We start from the raw sequence: 14,724 nt of genomic DNA, 5'->3' as shown, positions 1-14,724 counted from the left end.
GGCGCCGGCCGCTACTCGGGCTCGGCCGTGGCCTGGGCGGACGACGCGGTCTGGGACGGGCTGGCGGCCGGGCTCGGCGCCCTGGCCGAGGCCTTGGCGGCGACCCGGTCCAGCTCGGGGAGCTGCACCTGGTCCTCGACCCCGCCGCGGTGCGCCGCCAAGGCGCTGGTGTGGTACTCCTCGGCGATCTCGAGGAACTCGTCCTCGTGGTAGCGCCGGCCGTCGACGGTCGGGCCGACGGTCCCCTCCATGATCGCTTCGACGTCCTCGCCGGTGATGGTCTTGTGCGTCTCCAGCGCGTGGGTCAGGGCCAGCACCTCACGCCGGTTGGCGCTGAGCAGGTCCTCGGTGCGCTCGTAGAGCTCCCGCAGCTTGGCCTCGACCTGCCGGCCCAGCGGCCGGTCGGCGTCGATGGAACCGGTGCCCAGGCCGACGCCGGACATCCAGCCCCAGTTCGTGATCGTGTCGCCCATGGCCGCGCCGATGATGTTCTCCGCGACCAGCCGGGTGGCCGTCTGCAGGTCGTTGCCGACGCCGCGGGTGTTGTCGCCGTCGAAGAACATCCGTTCGCCGGCGAGCGAGGCGAGCGCGACCATCACGTGCGCCTCGATCTCGGACCGCCACTCGAACATCGAGTCCTCGAGCTGGACCCAGGCGACGAAGCCGCCCACGCCGCCGCGCCGCTCGATCGTCGCGATGTCGATCGCCGTGCCGCGACGCAGCCGGTACGCCGCGACCGCGTGGCACGCCTCGTGCAGGGCGACGCTGTGCCGCTCCCGCTCGATGTACTCGTGGTCGTCGGGCAGCCCGTGCTCCTTGACCACCCGGGCGCGCAGGACGTCCGGCCAGGTGATCATGTCGCGGCCGTCCTTGATGGCCTGGGTGAGCGCCTCGTTGACGGTGTCCTTGATGGTCGCGCCGGTGGCCTGCGGGCTCATGATCGCGAGCCGGTCGATCTGCTCCTCGGTGAGCTCGTGCCGGACCTTCGCGAGGTAGCCCTTGTAGGTCTTGACCCGGCCTTCCTTGCTCGGGTAGCCGACCTCGTACTGACGGTCGATGCGGCCCGGTCGCAACAGCGCCTCGTCCAGCGAGTTCGGCATGTTGGTGGCCATCATGATCAAGATGCGGTACTTCGGCGGAGGCTTGGGCTTCATCCCGAGCGTGCGCCGCACCACCCGGTTGAGGAAACCGCGCGGCTTCTTCAGGCCGGACATCTCGGCGAGCAGGGCCTGCAGCGTGCCCATGTCGCCGCCGCCCATTCCGCCCATCGGCATGACGGCCCGGTCGACGCCACCCCGGCGCGCGATCGAGCCGTCGGCTCCGAAGCCAAGACCGCTGGCCGCCGAGGCGCGCTGCCCGTAGAGCTCCGCCTGCGCCCTGGAACTCAGGTAGTGCACGCCGTTGCAGCCCGCGTGGTCGTCCAGCCCGTCCGCATAGGACGGCGCACGCCAGCCCTGCGCGCCCAGGACCGTCGCCCGGCGGGAGAGCGTCGGCTCGGCGCTGCGGTTGAAGCCCTGGGCGAGCTGGCCGCGGTTGCCCAGGCTGTCCGCCTCGTCGAAGAAGGCGATCACGCCGCCGTAGCGCAGCGAGAGCTTGCGCAGCCGGCGGAACAGCGACTTCACCTTCAGAATGCCGACACCCATGAACATCGCCTGGAACGCACCCGGGTCGATGAAGACGTAGGGCTTGCCGGTCTCGCCGGCGACCGCCTCGGCCAGCAGGGTCTTACCGGTCCCGGGCGGTCCCCACAGCAGGATGCCGCCGGGAACGTACCCACCCTTGCTCTCGATCTCCTCCGGGTGCTCCAGGTAGAAGACGTTCTCCCTGACCCGGGAGACGACGTGGTCCTGCCCCCAGACGTCGGCGAAACGGGTCTTCACGTCGTCGGGGTAGTAGACCTCGACGCCGCCCTTCGACATGAACCAGAAGATCGCGGCGAACTGGCCGACCACAAGGAGCAGCAACAGCACGATCTGGAACAGCAGCGGGATGGCGCTCCAGATCGCGTCGGGCACCTTGACGACGGCGTCGAACAGCGAGACGTGCTCGAGCTTCGCGTAGATGAACAGCGCCACGACGAGCGTCACGACCCACTTGGCCGCGCGGCTCAGGCGGTAGCGGTTCCAGTCGTTGAAGCGCAGCATCCGGCGCTCGGCCCGGCCGAACACCCCGTCGGTCCAGAACACGTAGTACGGCGAGGAACGCTCGCCGATGTACATGTGCACCTGACGGACGACCTCGACCCCGGCCAGGGCCAACAGCCACCAGCTGGACCGGGTCTCGATGCTGAGGGCGTCGCCCCAGGACATCAGCGGGTTCCCGGAGACCTGCGCGGCGACCACGAATACGAACAGACCGAGCAGCAGCAGGAGGAACTTCCCCCGGTCCCAGAGCGAGACCTTCTTGCGCCTCGGGCCCGGTGTCGCCGTTGCCGCGCCCCCGTCGCCATCCGGCGCCGGGGACGTGCCGTTCGCCCCGGTGGTGGCGAGGACGTCCGGCGTCGGCGGGTCGGTCTGGTCCATGACTATCGCCCTCAGTCCGTCGGTTCGTCGGTCTCGTCGATGGGTTGTCGCGTCTGCGTGCGGTCGCGTGGGGCCCGCGCCGTCAGCTCGTCGACGTCGGCTTGATCGTGAAGGAGCTCAGGACCTTGTCCACCGCCGGGCTGTTCTGCGCGTAGCAGAGCGCGGTGCAGGTGATCACGAGCTGGTAGAGCACGGTCTGGTTCTGGTCCAGCAGGCTGGTCTGGTCGATCTCCGCGAGGCCAGCCGAGGTCGAGAGCTGGTAGATGAGGTGCACGCCGTGCACGCCATCGGCCTTCTTGACGGTCTCGTCGGCCAGGAGCAGGAAAGCCGGGTGCAGCCGGGCGCCGATCGGGTCCTGCTTGATGGCGGCGTCCTGCGCGGCCTGCGCGTCGTCGACCGAGACGAGCAGGTTGCGCAGGCTGTCGGTGGAAATCGTCTTGGCCTCTTCCGGCAGGAGCTGGCGAACCTGCAGGAATCCGTTCGGCTGCTGGGAGTCCGGGGCGAGCGCCGAGGTCGGCTGGGTGCTCCCGGAGGCGTCGAGCTTGGTCATCCACTCGCGCTGGCTGAGCGCGACGTACATGTCCGGACTCATCTGGCGGGCGTCGATGCCCAGCAGCTGTGGGTCCTGGATCTGCACGTGGCTCCAGCCTTCCGGCACCTTCACGTAGACGCCGGCGGCCTTGTTTGTAACGTATTTGTTACTCGCGGAACTACACGCGGAAGTAAGCACAAGGACACCCACGACGGCGCCTGCTACTGCGGCCCTGAGGACGGACCACGACCGGCGACGCCGATCGGCTGCTCGCGCGACCACGGCAAACCTCCCCAATATGAGGCCGAATCCATGGTGCGGCACCGAGCCATGGTCAAACTACGTCTTCACACAACATTAAAGCTACTGGCCGCCGTGCCGCGTCCTGCCGACCAGGTGTGATTCCGTCCACCCTGCGCGTGCCATCCGCGCACGCACCGTCACCACCTCTCGGCACCACCCTGCGACGCCGCCTACCGTGCCGCCACTGGACGTCTCCGGAGGCCACCGCGGGACACGCCCCACGCACGGCGACGAGAGCGTCGGAGCGGTTCACCCGACGGAGCTGGCCCCACCGTCCGGAGATCTCCCGCTCCGAGCAGATCACATCGATCCCGCCGGGGAAACAGCGACGCGCCATCCCGCCGACGCCGCCCGGACATCACGGCCACACCCGGCTCTCTCGGCCAGTTCCCTCCCGGGGCTGGACGGGTCAGGCACACTGGTCCGCATGGCGCGTACGCGGGCAGCCGGGCACGACAGCGCGTACCGGGCCGTTCCCGGCGACGACCTGCCGGGCACCCCGGGGCGTTCCTCCCGCGACGGCGGCCCACGGCACCTCTTCGGGATCGTCGCGGTCGCCGCGGTGTTCGCCCTCGTCGGGCTCACCCTCTGGCGGCCGTTGTCGGCGCTGGTCGCCGTCCCGCTCATCGCGGTGCTCGCTCTGATCGTCCGGCGGGCCGTGCCGGTGCCCGCCGCGGCCAAGGCCGCCGGCGCGTCCGCCCGTCGCCCGGCCAGGGACGGCCAGGCCACCACTGCGACCTCCCGCGCGGTCCCGCCGTCCCGTGGGGTGCCCGCCCGCCGGCCCGCCACCGCCAGCCGGTACGGCGACCGGCCGCCCTACGACCAGGAGGCCGAGCGGCCCACCACAGCGGTCCGGCGCCCGACGCCACCGCCTGGTCGATACCGGCCGGACGACGACCGGTACGGCCGGGACGACGCCCGCGGCCGCCGCGACGAGCAGGCTCCCCGGCCCCGGCGGGCCGCCACTCCCCCGCCGGGCTTCGACGGCGACCCCGCCTACGTCGATCCGCGCCGCGTCGATCCGGGCCGCGTCGATCCACGGCGCGCCGCCGCCCGCCACCACGCCGACGACCAGGCCCGTGCGTTCCCCGGCGACGCCGCCCGGTCGGCCAGGGAGCCGCGGCCCGGCTACCCGGACGACCGCTACCCGGCGGCACCGGACGTGGCCCAGCCGGCGGCTCGCCACCCACGGGATCCAGCCGGCGACCGCTACACCGGCACGGGGCCCGGCGGCCTACCGGCCGGCGGCACCGGACCCGGCGCGCGGCGTCACGCCGAGGCGGGGTACGGCGAGGTGGGTTACGGCGACGAGACGTACGTCGGCGGCGAGCGTCCCGCCGCCTACCAGCGCGGCCCGGCCGACGAGTACCCCGACCAGCGATCAAGCTACCCGGCCCAGCCGCGGCAGGCCGAGTACGACGATTTCGACGGTTACGAGGACGAGTACGACGGCGAGGGCGACGGCCACGAGGCGGACGTCGACGACTCGGGCGCCGAGACGAGGCGCTGGCGCGGCTGGCGGCGGCCGGACTGGGACGACGACGGTGAGCCCGAGCCCGAGCCGAACGAGGACATGATGCACACCATGGCCCTCGACATGCGTGGCTACCTGGACGACACCGGCAGCTTCCGGATGCCGTAGGAGCGCCGCCGCGCATCCTCCGTGACGGCGACGACGGTCACGCCGTCAGCTGTCCCCGTCAGTGATCTCCGTCCGGCGGCCCCTCGGCGAGCGCGGCCCGGACCGTGGCGACCGCGTCAGCCACCGCCGCCGGGCCACCACCGGCCTGGCCCGCGGCGAGGCCGACGAGGAACGCGGTCAGCGGAGCGGCGGGCCGGGCCACCCCGTGTGCCACGTCGCGGGTCAGGTCGAGCAGCTGCGCGACGTCGACCGCGGCCGGGTCCAGTCCCAGCGCGTCGCCCGCCCGGGCCACCCAGTCCTCCAGTGCGCCCACCGGTCCTCGCCTTCTCCAGCCGCCGATCGCGGGCCCTCGCTAGCCACCGATCGCGGACATCGGCCGGTCCGGCTGCCGGAACGACGGCTCGCCGATGCCATGGCCGGGACGCTTGATCCAGACCGCCTGCCGCCAGCGCTCCGCCAACTCGTCGTCAGTCTCGCCGGAGCGCATCGGGGTGCGCAGATCGCCCTCCTCGCGGGCGAACAGGCAGTTGCGCACGTGCCCGTCGGCGGTCAGCCGGACCCGGTCGCAGGCGGCGCAGAACGGCGCCGTCACCGACCCGATCACCCCCACCGTCGCCGGCCCGCCGTCGATGTGGAACAGCTCGGCCGGCGCGGAGCCCCGGTCACCCACCGCGGTGAGCGCGAACTCGGCGCGCAGCGCCGTGAGGATCTCGGCGGCGGTGACCATCGACGCACGGTCCCAGCCATGCTGCGCGTCCAAAGGCATCTGCTCGATGAAGCGCGCCTCGTAGCCGCGCTCCAGGCACCAGCGCAGCAGCGTGGGCGCCTCGTCCTCGTTGACGCCCCGGGTCAGCACCGCGTTCACCTTCACCGGCCGCAGCCCAGCCTCGGCGGCGGCGGCGAGGCCGGCGACGACGTCGGACCAGCGGTCCCGGCGGGTGATCGCACGGAAGCGGGCGGGATCGGTCGTGTCCAGCGAGACATTCACCCGGTCGAGGCCGGCCGAGCGCAGCGCGCCGGCCGAGCGGGCCAGGGTCAGGCCGTTGGTGGTCAGCGAGAGCTCCGGCCGGGGCCGCAGCGCCGCCAGCCGGCCGACCAGCTCGACGAGGTTGGGGCGCAGCGTCGGCTCACCGCCGGTCAGCCGGACCTCCGTGACGCCGAGCCGCTCGACGGCGATCCGAACGAGCCGGACCACCTCGTCGTCGGTGAGGATGGCCGTGCCCGGCAGCCACGGCACCCCTTCGGCCGGCATGCAGTACGTACAACGCAGCGTGCACCGGTCGGTCAGGGACACTCGCAGGTCCGTGGCCGCCCGCCCGAAGGTGTCGATGAGGCGCACACCTGACAGGGTATGGGTACGGCTGAACGGGCGGGCCGGACGCGGGCGCTGGCGGACCCGCTGGGAGCCGCGGCGACCGGCCGGCACCGGCGCCCGCCAGTGACGGAGCGAACCGGGTTGTCGCCGGTCGGTCGCGATCTCGTTGACGGGCCTGGGACACTACGGCGGCGCCGGGACATCCCGGGTGGCTGGACTTTCCGGGTGGCTGGACGTTACGGGTGGCTGGACGTTACGGGTAGTCGGTCGACGACGTCACCGGCGGGCGGACGGCGTTGGAGGGAGTGGGATGCGCGTCTTCGGAGTCGACATCGGCGGGTCCGGCATCAAGGGCGCACCGGTGGAGATCGACGACGGCACGCTGGCCGCGCCCAGAGTCCGGCTGGCCACCCCGAGCCCGGCGGAGCCCGGCGCCGTCGCCGCGGTGGTTGCCGAGATCGTCGGCGAGTTCGGCTGGCAGGGCCCGATCGGGGTGACCTTCCCCGCGGTGATCCAGGGCGGGGTCGCGCAGACCGCGGCCAACGTCGCCAAGGGCTGGGTCGGTACCGACGTCGCCGCCACGCTGGCCGAGCCCCTCGGCGGGCGGGAGATCGTCGTCATCAACGACGCGGACGCCGCCGGGGTGGCCGAGATGGCCTTCGGCGCCGGGCGGGACGTGCCCGGCCTCGTGGTGATGACCACCTTCGGCACCGGCATCGGCACCGCGTTGTTCCTGCACGGGCAGCTCATCCCGAACACCGAGCTGGGGCACCTGGAAATCGGCGGCCACGACGCCGAGACCAAGGCGTCCGAGGCGGCCCGGGAACGCGAGGACCTGAGCTGGGAACACTGGGCCAAGCGCGTCAGCAAGTACCTCAACACGGTCGAGGCGCTGCTGTGGCCAGATCTGATCATCATCGGCGGTGGGGTGAGCAAGCGGGCCGACAAGTTCCTCGACCTGCTGACGGTGCGCACCAAGGTCGTCCCGGCCCAGCTGCGCAACGACGCCGGCATCGTCGGCGCCGCGCTGGCCGCCGGCATCGACCAGAACCGGCCGAGGATCCCGTCCCGCACGGTCCGCCGCCGCCCGCCGGCCACCCGCCCCCCCGGCGGCCGCCGGCCCTGACCGACGTGGGCGCTTCGCGCGCTTCGACCGGGTGCGACACGCCCGGACGGTCGGGTGAACATCGCCGCGACCCGGTCAGGACGGCAGACTATGGGTGTCGGTGCCCGGCACGGGCCAGCCGGCCAAAGCAGATGCGACCATGCCATTGGCGCCCAGCGCGGTGCCCTGGCCTCCGGTCGCGTCCACCGAGGCCACTGGTCGAACGCCCACCGGCGCAGGCCAACCGTCGTTCCCCGCCCATCGTCGACCGTCTGTCACCAGCCACCCCTCACCCTCCGTGATCGTGGCCGTGCCCGCCTGCTGCCCGGCTCGGCTTCCGGGCGGGTTCGGGAGTCAGCGCGACGACGACGCGGGACGATGTGCGGCGGTGCCGGCGGGTCGAGGCCTGCCGGGCGGCGCGGTCCAGGCTTCGGACCGCGGCCGGCCGGGACGAAGCGCGGCCCGTCGGGCGGGGCGCGGGCAAGGCGACGGGAGGAGATGGCGTCATGCGCGAGCTGCGGGCGGTCGCACTCAGCGAGGACGGCGGCTACCTCGTGCTCGCCGACGCGAGCAGCCGGTCCGACGCCGACCAGTTCCGGGTCCCTGTCGACGACCGGCTGCGCGCGGCGCTGCGCGGCGCCCGGCGCAGCGAGGTCCGGACCGAGAGCGCGCTGACCCCGCGTGAGATCCAGGCCAGGCTGCGCGCGGGCGAGACCGCCGCCGACGTCGCCCGCGCCGCGGGCATTCCGGTGGAGCGGGTCGAGCGCTACGAGGGCCCGGTCCTCGCCGAACGTGCCCGGGTGGTGCAGGAGGCGCGCGCCGCGCTGCTGCCCAAGGACGCCGGTGGCGCCCCCGGCCGGCCGCTCGGCGAGGTGGTCGACGCCCGTCTGATGGCCGGGCAGGACAACCCCGACAGCGCCCAGTGGGACGCCTGGCGCCGGGTCGACGGGATCTGGCTGGTGCAGCTCACCTCCGAGAGCCGCTGCGCCCGCTGGACCTGGGACCCGGTGGTCCGCCGGGTCCGGCCGCACGACGACGCCGCCCGCGCGCTCGTCGCGCCCGAGCCCCTCGACGCCGCGCCGGCACCCGCCGCGCCCGCCCCCGCGCCGGCCCGCCAGGGCCCGCCCGCCCTCACGCTGGTGCCCGAACCGACGGCGGGGCAGCCCGGCCCGTCCCGCCCGGCCCCCGGGTACTCGGGGGACCAGCGGCCGCGGTACGCCCAGCCGGCGCCGTTCCCCGCCGGCGGCTACCAGGAGACGCCCGGCCCGGCGGCTCCGTTCCAGCCCGCGCCCCAGGAGCACTACCCGGCCGCGGCCCAGCACTCTGGCGCCCAGAACCCTGGCGCCCAGAACCCTGGCGCCCAGCACCCTGGCGCCCAGCACCCCGCGGCCCGGTTCCCGGGAGACCAGTACCCCGCCTCCCAGTACCCGGGTGAGGCTTCTCAGGCGTCCCGTGACGACCTCGGCCAGGGCGCCGCCCGGCCGGGCCAGTACCCGGACCCCGCCGCCTACCCGCCGGCCCCGCAGCGGCCGGAACCCGTCGGCCAGACCCGATACCAGACGGACGGCTACCCGCCGCCGGAGCAGCCGGTCCCGACCCATTACCAGGCCGCGGACGCCCCCCGCCCGTTCCCGCAGTTCGCCGCGGAGCCGTTCGACGCCGAACCGGACGGCGGCCCGCTGTTCGGCGAGGACCCGTTCGCGGACGAGCCGTACGCGCAGGACCCCTACGCGACGCCGCACGCCGGCGGCCCGGCCGGACGAGGCGCGCCGGCCGGCCCGCCGACCGGACCGACGCCGGTCGCCCCCTCCTATCGCCTCCCCGCGCCGGAGCACACCGGCGGGCTGCCGATCGCGCCGCCGGCCGGCGAGCCCGAGACGCCCTTCGCCGCGCAGGCGGGCCGCCCGGCTCGCCCGGCCGCGGCGCACCGCCCGGCCCGGCCGCCGGCACTGGACCTACGGCCGACCCGGCCGCTCGACGGCCGTCGGTGGCCGGACCACGACGACGCGGACCTCGATCTCGCCCTCGACGCGGACCTGTTCGACGAGCCGGCCGACCACCTGGCCCCGCCGTCGCCCGCGCCCGCCCGCCCGCTGCCGCGCCCGGCCACCGCCCCGCCGCGGGGGACGCCCGCTCCCCCGGCCCGCCCGGCGCCCGCGCCCGCCCGGCCGCCGGCCGCCCAGGCCCAGCCATCGCCCCAGCGCGCCGGGCTGCCTCCGGCCCCGCCACAGCGGCCCGAGGCCCGACCGGCCCAGCCGCGCCCGGTGCCGCCGCCAGGCCTGGAAACGCCCGGCACCCCCACCGCGCGACCGACCCCACCTGCCCCGGCACCCCAGGTGGCCCGGCAGCCCGATCCTCGGCCCACCCCGCCAGCGGTGGCTCCGGCCTCGAACACCCCGTGGCGTGCCGAGACCGCCGCCACGGCCGAGGCCAGCGCCGGCACCCCCGGCGACCAGTGGGCGCGGCAGGCGCCCGTCGACCCAACGGCGCCGGAGCACGGCGCGGCTTCCCGGCCCGCCACCGCGCCACCAGCCCAGGAGGCGCTGTCGTGGGAGGCGCCCGCTCGCGACGAGTTCCCGGCCGCCGCCGATCCGGCGGAGGCCGACCAGCTGGACGACCTGCCGGTCGTCGCACCGGCCGCGGAGCCGGTCCTGGCCGCGCCACGCGTCGCGGGCCCGGCCGTCGTCCCGGCCCGGCCCTCCCGCTCCCCGGCCCGACCGGCGGCCAGGGCGGCCGACGCCGACCGCCCGTCGGCCGCCGTCCCGAGCACACCCGTCACGACCACGCCCGCGCCGACGACGCCCGGCCCCGACGCGCAGGTAGCGGCGGCCGAGGCCGCCGCTGAGCCCCTCCCGGCCGCGGTCTCGGCCAGGACTGGCCGGACGACGTCCGCGCGCGGCAGAGCGGCCCTCGCGGCCGCGGCGGCGGCCGAGGCACCTACTCCGGGTGACCCCGGCGCGCACGACCCGGAGCTCGTCGCGACGGACGCGGCGGCCGACGTTCCGAACGCTGACGAACCGACCGGTGACGGAGCGCCAACCGAGGTGACGGCCGCCACCGAGGCGAGTGCGCAGGCCGGCGCCGCGAAGGGCGACGTGACGAAGAAGACGTCGGCTACCGGCGTGAACCGGCTCGCGGCGGCGGCCGCCGCCGCGAAAGCCGCCGAAAAGCAGGACAAGCCGGAGAAGTCGCCCGGGAAGAACCAGGACAGGACGCCCGGATCGGCCGCTACGGAGGGTGACAAGGACGCCGGGAGTCCGCCATCGAACCGCCCGCGGAACACCCCCCGAACTGGTGAACGTGCCGGAGGCGGTCGACGTGGGCGCAAGTCGGTGCCAGCATGGGATGACATCGTCTTCGGAGCCCGTCGCACCTAGCGAACTGTAGGTAGGCGGGGCACGGCCCCTGGCGCATGGCGCTCAATCCCCCGAAAGGGGGCTGAAGTCCCGGAAACCGCGAAACGCGGGGCACGACTCCGGGAAGGGTCGAAGATGGTGGTCTCGGCGGTCAGAGGAGACCCAACGGGACGCGGTACGGCCGCTCTGGACGCAACGGCGCCACTCCAGCCGGCATGACCGGACGCCATGCGATGCAACCTCATCGCGTGGCCGGCGGTCCTAGCGAAGTGTGAGGGACCGATCACACGGCCAGGCTGGAAGCTCTGGCCGCCGGACACAGTTGGAGAGGGTGTGACTGGTACTACCACGAAGCCGACGCTGACCAACCTCGACAGGTGCGACAGGTGCGGCGCTCAGGCGTACGTTCGCGTCGTCCTGCCCGGTGGCAGCGACCTGCTCTTCTGCCGGCACCACGCCAAGTCCCACGACTCCAAGCTCCGCGAGATGGCCGTCGAATACCACGACGAGTCAGACAAGCTGACCGTCGGCAGCTGACGAACCGAACTGGCGCGGGCCTGCCGGGTCCGCCGCTCGTGCCGGGCGACCCCTGTGGTCGCCCGGTCCCGGGCGGCCTCCCGGCAGGCCCGCGTCACGTTGTGGCCGAGTAGCCCGGATGCGCTCGCGGACAGCACCCTCAGCCATCAATGCCGGCCCTCCGTGCGCCCACCTGGCGGAACGGGAGCACGGCGGGGATACTGCCAACCGCGCACATCGACAGATGGTCCACAACCGCCGGCCGGCGACCCCGTACGGTTGGGGCCGTGACCACGGCCAACGAGCGCGCGCCCGTGGTGGTGCCGTCGCCCGTACGGGGGGCCGGAAGCCACGAGACGCCTCCCGCTGAGCACCGCTCCACGTCCATCCACCACGCGGCAGCGCATCCGGCCGGCGAGCCGCCCGGGCCGTCGTCGGCGCGGCGGCGGTCCAGCAACGGCCGGCCCGAGCCCGATCAGCGCGACAGGCCTGCTGGCGACGCCACCACTCCCTCGGGCGCCGCCGGGCCCCCGAACGGCGCCACAACGTCGTCGGCGGCCGGTACGGCGGCCCAGAAGGCCGACGGCGGCCCGGCCGGCGACGGCTCCGGCCAGGCGCCGGCCGTCCCGCTGGTACACCGGGTCGTCGCGGCGACGCGGCTGCACGCGGCGGACGCGGGACGCGTGGCGGCCCGCGCGATGTCGAACGCCTGGCGCGACCGGGTGCTGGGCCTCGCGGCCGAGGCCGGTTTCTGGCAGCTGCTGTCGTTGCCACCGCTGTTGCTGGCCCTGCTCGGGTCGATCGGCTACCTGGGCGACGCGCTCGGCTCCGACGCGGTCAACAGCATCCGCAACAGCCTGCTGCGCGGCGCGGACGACCTGCTGACCGCCGACGTCGTCGACGACGTGGTCCGCCCGACGGTCGACCAGATCCTGACGCACGGGCGCCCGGATGTGATCTCGATCGGGTTCGTGCTGTCGCTGTGGACCGGCTCGACCGCCATGGCGACCTTCGTCAACACGATCACGATCGCCTACGGCCAGCGCGACCTGCGCTCCGCGGTCCGCAGCCGGATCGTCGCCCTGCGGTTGTTCATCATCCAGGTCATCACCGGCATCATCCTGCTGCCCGCGCTGGTGCTGGGGCCGGGCCTGCTGGCCGAACTCCTGCGCGCCAAGCATCATCCAACGATCGAGCTGCTCCTCAAGTCGGCGTTCTGGCCGGTGGTCGCGGTGGTCGCGCTGACGGTGCTGACGTCGCTCTACCACCAGGCCCTCCCGCAGCGGCGGCCCTGGCGGCGCGCGCTGCCCGGCGCCGTGTTCGCGCTGGTCGGTTGGCTGGTGGGCAGCTACGTGCTGCGGCTGTACCTGGAGCGGGTCTTCGGCAACGAGCTGGTCTACGGCTCGCTCGCCGCTCCGGCCGCCGCGCTGCTGTTCTTCTACATCACCGGCCTCGCGGTCCTCCTCGGCGCCGAGCTCAACGCGGCGCTGGACCAGCGCCGCCCGGGCGCGCCGGCACCCGAGGCGCCCCAGGACGACTCCGTGGCCAAGGATCCCACCCCTGACTCGGCCCCGGCGGCGTCACCGGAGGCCGGCGCCGAGGCGGCCAGGAGTCAGTACGTACAGGACGAACCGCCGGACGACTGACCGGTCGCAGGCTGGGTGGCCGCGGCCGGCGCGCCGCCGGCCGGCAACGCGGCGGGCCGCGCGGCGCGCGTCACGCTGGTCGACGCCGCGGCCCGCGGCTGGAGGCCGCCCGGCGCGGCCGTGGCCGCCGGCCGCAGCGGGGCGAGGAAGGCTGCGAGCTTCGCCGGGTCGACCAGCAGCACCGACTGGCCCGCGCGGGTCGCGGGCGTGGCCGGCACCGTCTCGAACCCGGAGCCGCCGCCGGTGAGCGTCCGCATCCGCAGCGCCAGCGGCTCGAGATCCGTGAGGCTGGTGCCCCGGTCGACCGTCAGCGCGGACGTGGTCGCGTCCAGGACGTCGCGGACCCGCACCGGGTTCGCCAGCGTCGACGGCGCGGTCATCGCGTGGAACACCACGCTGAGGAACTGCTGCTGGCGGCGGATGCGGTCCAGGTCGCCCTCGGGCAGGCCGTACCGCTGCCGGACGAAGGCCAGGGCCTGGGCGCCGTCGAGCCGGTTCGCGCCGACCTGGCCCGACCAGCCCGACATCCTGTCGTGGAGGTTGTCGAACCCGCGGGCACGCAGCGAGGCCGGCAGTTCCTTGACGCAGACCGTCACCCCGCCCAGAGCGTCGGTGATCGCCTGAAAACCGCCGAAGTCCACCTGGACGTAATGATCGACCCGCAGGCCGGTGAGCCCCTCGATCGTGCGCACCAGCAGCGCCGGGCCGCCGAGTGAGAACGCGGAGTTGAGCTTGGACCGCTGTTCGGCGTGGGTGACCCCGCCCGACTGGTAGGACGGGATTGTCACCCACAGGTCGCGCGGGAACGAGACCATCGTCGTCGAGCCGTCGCGGTCGAGATGGGCGAGGATCGTGGTGTCCGACCGCTGGCCCTCGACCTCGCCGAACTGGCCGCCCAGGCCGGCGCGCGAGTCGGAGCCGACCAGCAGGATGTTCTCGGTGCCACCGCGAGCCGCCGCCGGGCGGCCCGCCGCGGCCAGGCTCAGGTCGACGTGATGCACCCGGCCGTTGTAGTGGCGCACGACCCCCCAGCCGCAGGCCGCGAGCAGCAGGACGCCGAGCGAGCAGAGCGCCGCGACCGCCGTCACCAGCCGGCGGGTGCCCTCGGCTCCCCGCCGCGGTGGCGCCGGGACGGGCTGGTCCTCGTCGGGATACCCGCCCGGATCGGCGGCTCTGCTCCCCTGGTACCTAGGGCTCCCCTGGTAGCGAGGGCTCCCCTGGTAGCGAGGCCGCGGCGTTCCCTCTTGCCCGCCGCGCGGTCGCGGCTCGTCTGGCCACGTCATGGTGGAGGCCTCCCCGCGGATGCGCCGAGATATCCCGATCGTGGAGGTTCGACCCGACTGGCGGGTCCACCACCTTGCGTATCACGATTCGGGACGGATCGGGCCTCGCCTGCGGCGTCGGCCTCCCGACTGCGCGGCGTCGCGGATTTTCCTGCTTCGGTCTGCCCGGTCCGCCGACGCGTCGTTTCGACATTCGGTCCACGACGTGGCCCGATACTCCCGACCGGACCGGCGGCCGAAGATCGTCCGTCCCCGGTCAGACCGGTACGACGGTGGCGCCTTCGGGCCAGTCGTGCCATTTCACCGGCGGTTTCGCGCAGCCGGCCGCGGCGAACCACCGGGCCCGGCGGAGGCCGGGTACCTCGACTTTCCCGGCCGGCCGCGCTGTCCCAACCGCTCGGCCTAACGTTGACCCATGAGTGCTCAGCCCGCCGAAAGCTCACCGTCGCCGCCGGGGAGCGGCGCGTTCACCGACCGAGCCGACGTTTCGCCGACCGTGCCGGG

10 protein-coding genes are annotated in these 14,724 nt (G+C 74.3%); 5 read left to right on the top strand and 5 right to left on the bottom strand.

Annotated elements, in window-relative coordinates:
* Window positions 1-11 precede the first annotated feature (11 nt).
* A complete protein-coding gene (locus tag FRAEUI1C_RS05910; protein WP_013422374.1) occupies window positions 12-2,522 on the bottom strand; it encodes an AAA family ATPase in 2,511 nt (836 codons plus the stop codon).
* Between the two features lie 82 nt (window positions 2,523-2,604).
* Window positions 2,605-3,186 carry a hypothetical protein gene (locus FRAEUI1C_RS05905; protein ID WP_368411167.1) on the bottom strand — a complete coding sequence of 194 codons (582 nt, stop codon included), beginning with the start codon at window positions 3,184-3,186 and terminating at the stop codon, window positions 2,605-2,607.
* A gap of 598 nt (window positions 3,187-3,784) precedes the next feature.
* Between FRAEUI1C_RS05905 and FRAEUI1C_RS05900 the strand changes: the two genes are divergently transcribed.
* Window positions 3,785-4,999 (top strand): chromosomal replication initiator protein DnaA, encoded by a 1,215-nt coding sequence (locus FRAEUI1C_RS05900; RefSeq protein ID WP_013422372.1) that lies wholly within the window; start codon window positions 3,785-3,787, stop codon window positions 4,997-4,999.
* A 58-nt stretch (window positions 5,000-5,057) separates the two neighbouring features.
* Here FRAEUI1C_RS05900 and FRAEUI1C_RS05895 read toward each other — a convergent pair whose 3' ends face one another.
* Together FRAEUI1C_RS05895 and moaA are read right to left on the bottom strand one after the other, a co-directional pair.
* Window positions 5,058-5,312: a DUF6457 domain-containing protein gene (locus tag FRAEUI1C_RS05895; RefSeq protein ID WP_013422371.1), complete on the bottom strand. Its 255-nt coding sequence runs from the start codon at window positions 5,310-5,312 to the stop codon at window positions 5,058-5,060.
* Window positions 5,313-5,351: 39 nt separating this feature from the next.
* Window positions 5,352-6,338, bottom strand: a complete 987-nt coding sequence (gene moaA / locus FRAEUI1C_RS05890) for a GTP 3',8-cyclase MoaA (RefSeq protein ID WP_041258922.1) — start codon at window positions 6,336-6,338, stop codon at window positions 5,352-5,354.
* 286 nt (window positions 6,339-6,624) lie between these two features.
* Between moaA and ppgK the strand changes: the two genes are divergently transcribed.
* The 4 genes from ppgK (at window position 6,625) to FRAEUI1C_RS05870 (ending at window position 12,937) form a co-directional block, all read left to right on the top strand.
* Window positions 6,625-7,440 carry a polyphosphate--glucose phosphotransferase gene (gene ppgK / locus FRAEUI1C_RS05885; protein WP_013422369.1) on the top strand — a complete coding sequence of 272 codons (816 nt, stop codon included), beginning with the start codon at window positions 6,625-6,627 and terminating at the stop codon, window positions 7,438-7,440.
* Between the two features lie 485 nt (window positions 7,441-7,925).
* A complete protein-coding gene (gene sepH / locus FRAEUI1C_RS40770; RefSeq protein WP_013422368.1) occupies window positions 7,926-10,796 on the top strand; it encodes a septation protein SepH in 2,871 nt (956 codons plus the stop codon).
* 312 nt (window positions 10,797-11,108) lie between these two features.
* A complete protein-coding gene (locus FRAEUI1C_RS05875) occupies window positions 11,109-11,312 on the top strand; it encodes a DUF7455 domain-containing protein (RefSeq protein ID WP_013422367.1) in 204 nt (67 codons plus the stop codon).
* A gap of 266 nt (window positions 11,313-11,578) precedes the next feature.
* Window positions 11,579-12,937, top strand: a complete 1,359-nt coding sequence (locus tag FRAEUI1C_RS05870) for a YihY/virulence factor BrkB family protein (RefSeq protein WP_013422366.1) — start codon at window positions 11,579-11,581, stop codon at window positions 12,935-12,937.
* On the opposite strand, the gene FRAEUI1C_RS05865 is transcribed toward FRAEUI1C_RS05870, so the two are convergent.
* Window positions 12,904-14,025: an LCP family protein gene (locus FRAEUI1C_RS05865; protein ID WP_232425313.1), complete on the bottom strand. Its 1,122-nt coding sequence runs from the start codon at window positions 14,023-14,025 to the stop codon at window positions 12,904-12,906. The genes FRAEUI1C_RS05870 and FRAEUI1C_RS05865 overlap by 34 nt on opposite strands.
* Between the last annotated feature and the right edge of the window lie 699 nt (window positions 14,026-14,724).

It is taken from the genome of Pseudofrankia inefficax (assembly GCF_000166135.1).
Lineage (GTDB): Bacteria > Actinomycetota > Actinomycetes > Frankiales > Frankiaceae > Pseudofrankia > Pseudofrankia inefficax.
The sequence above is the reverse complement of the archived record's forward strand: the minus strand, read 5'-3'. Positions and strand labels throughout refer to the sequence as shown.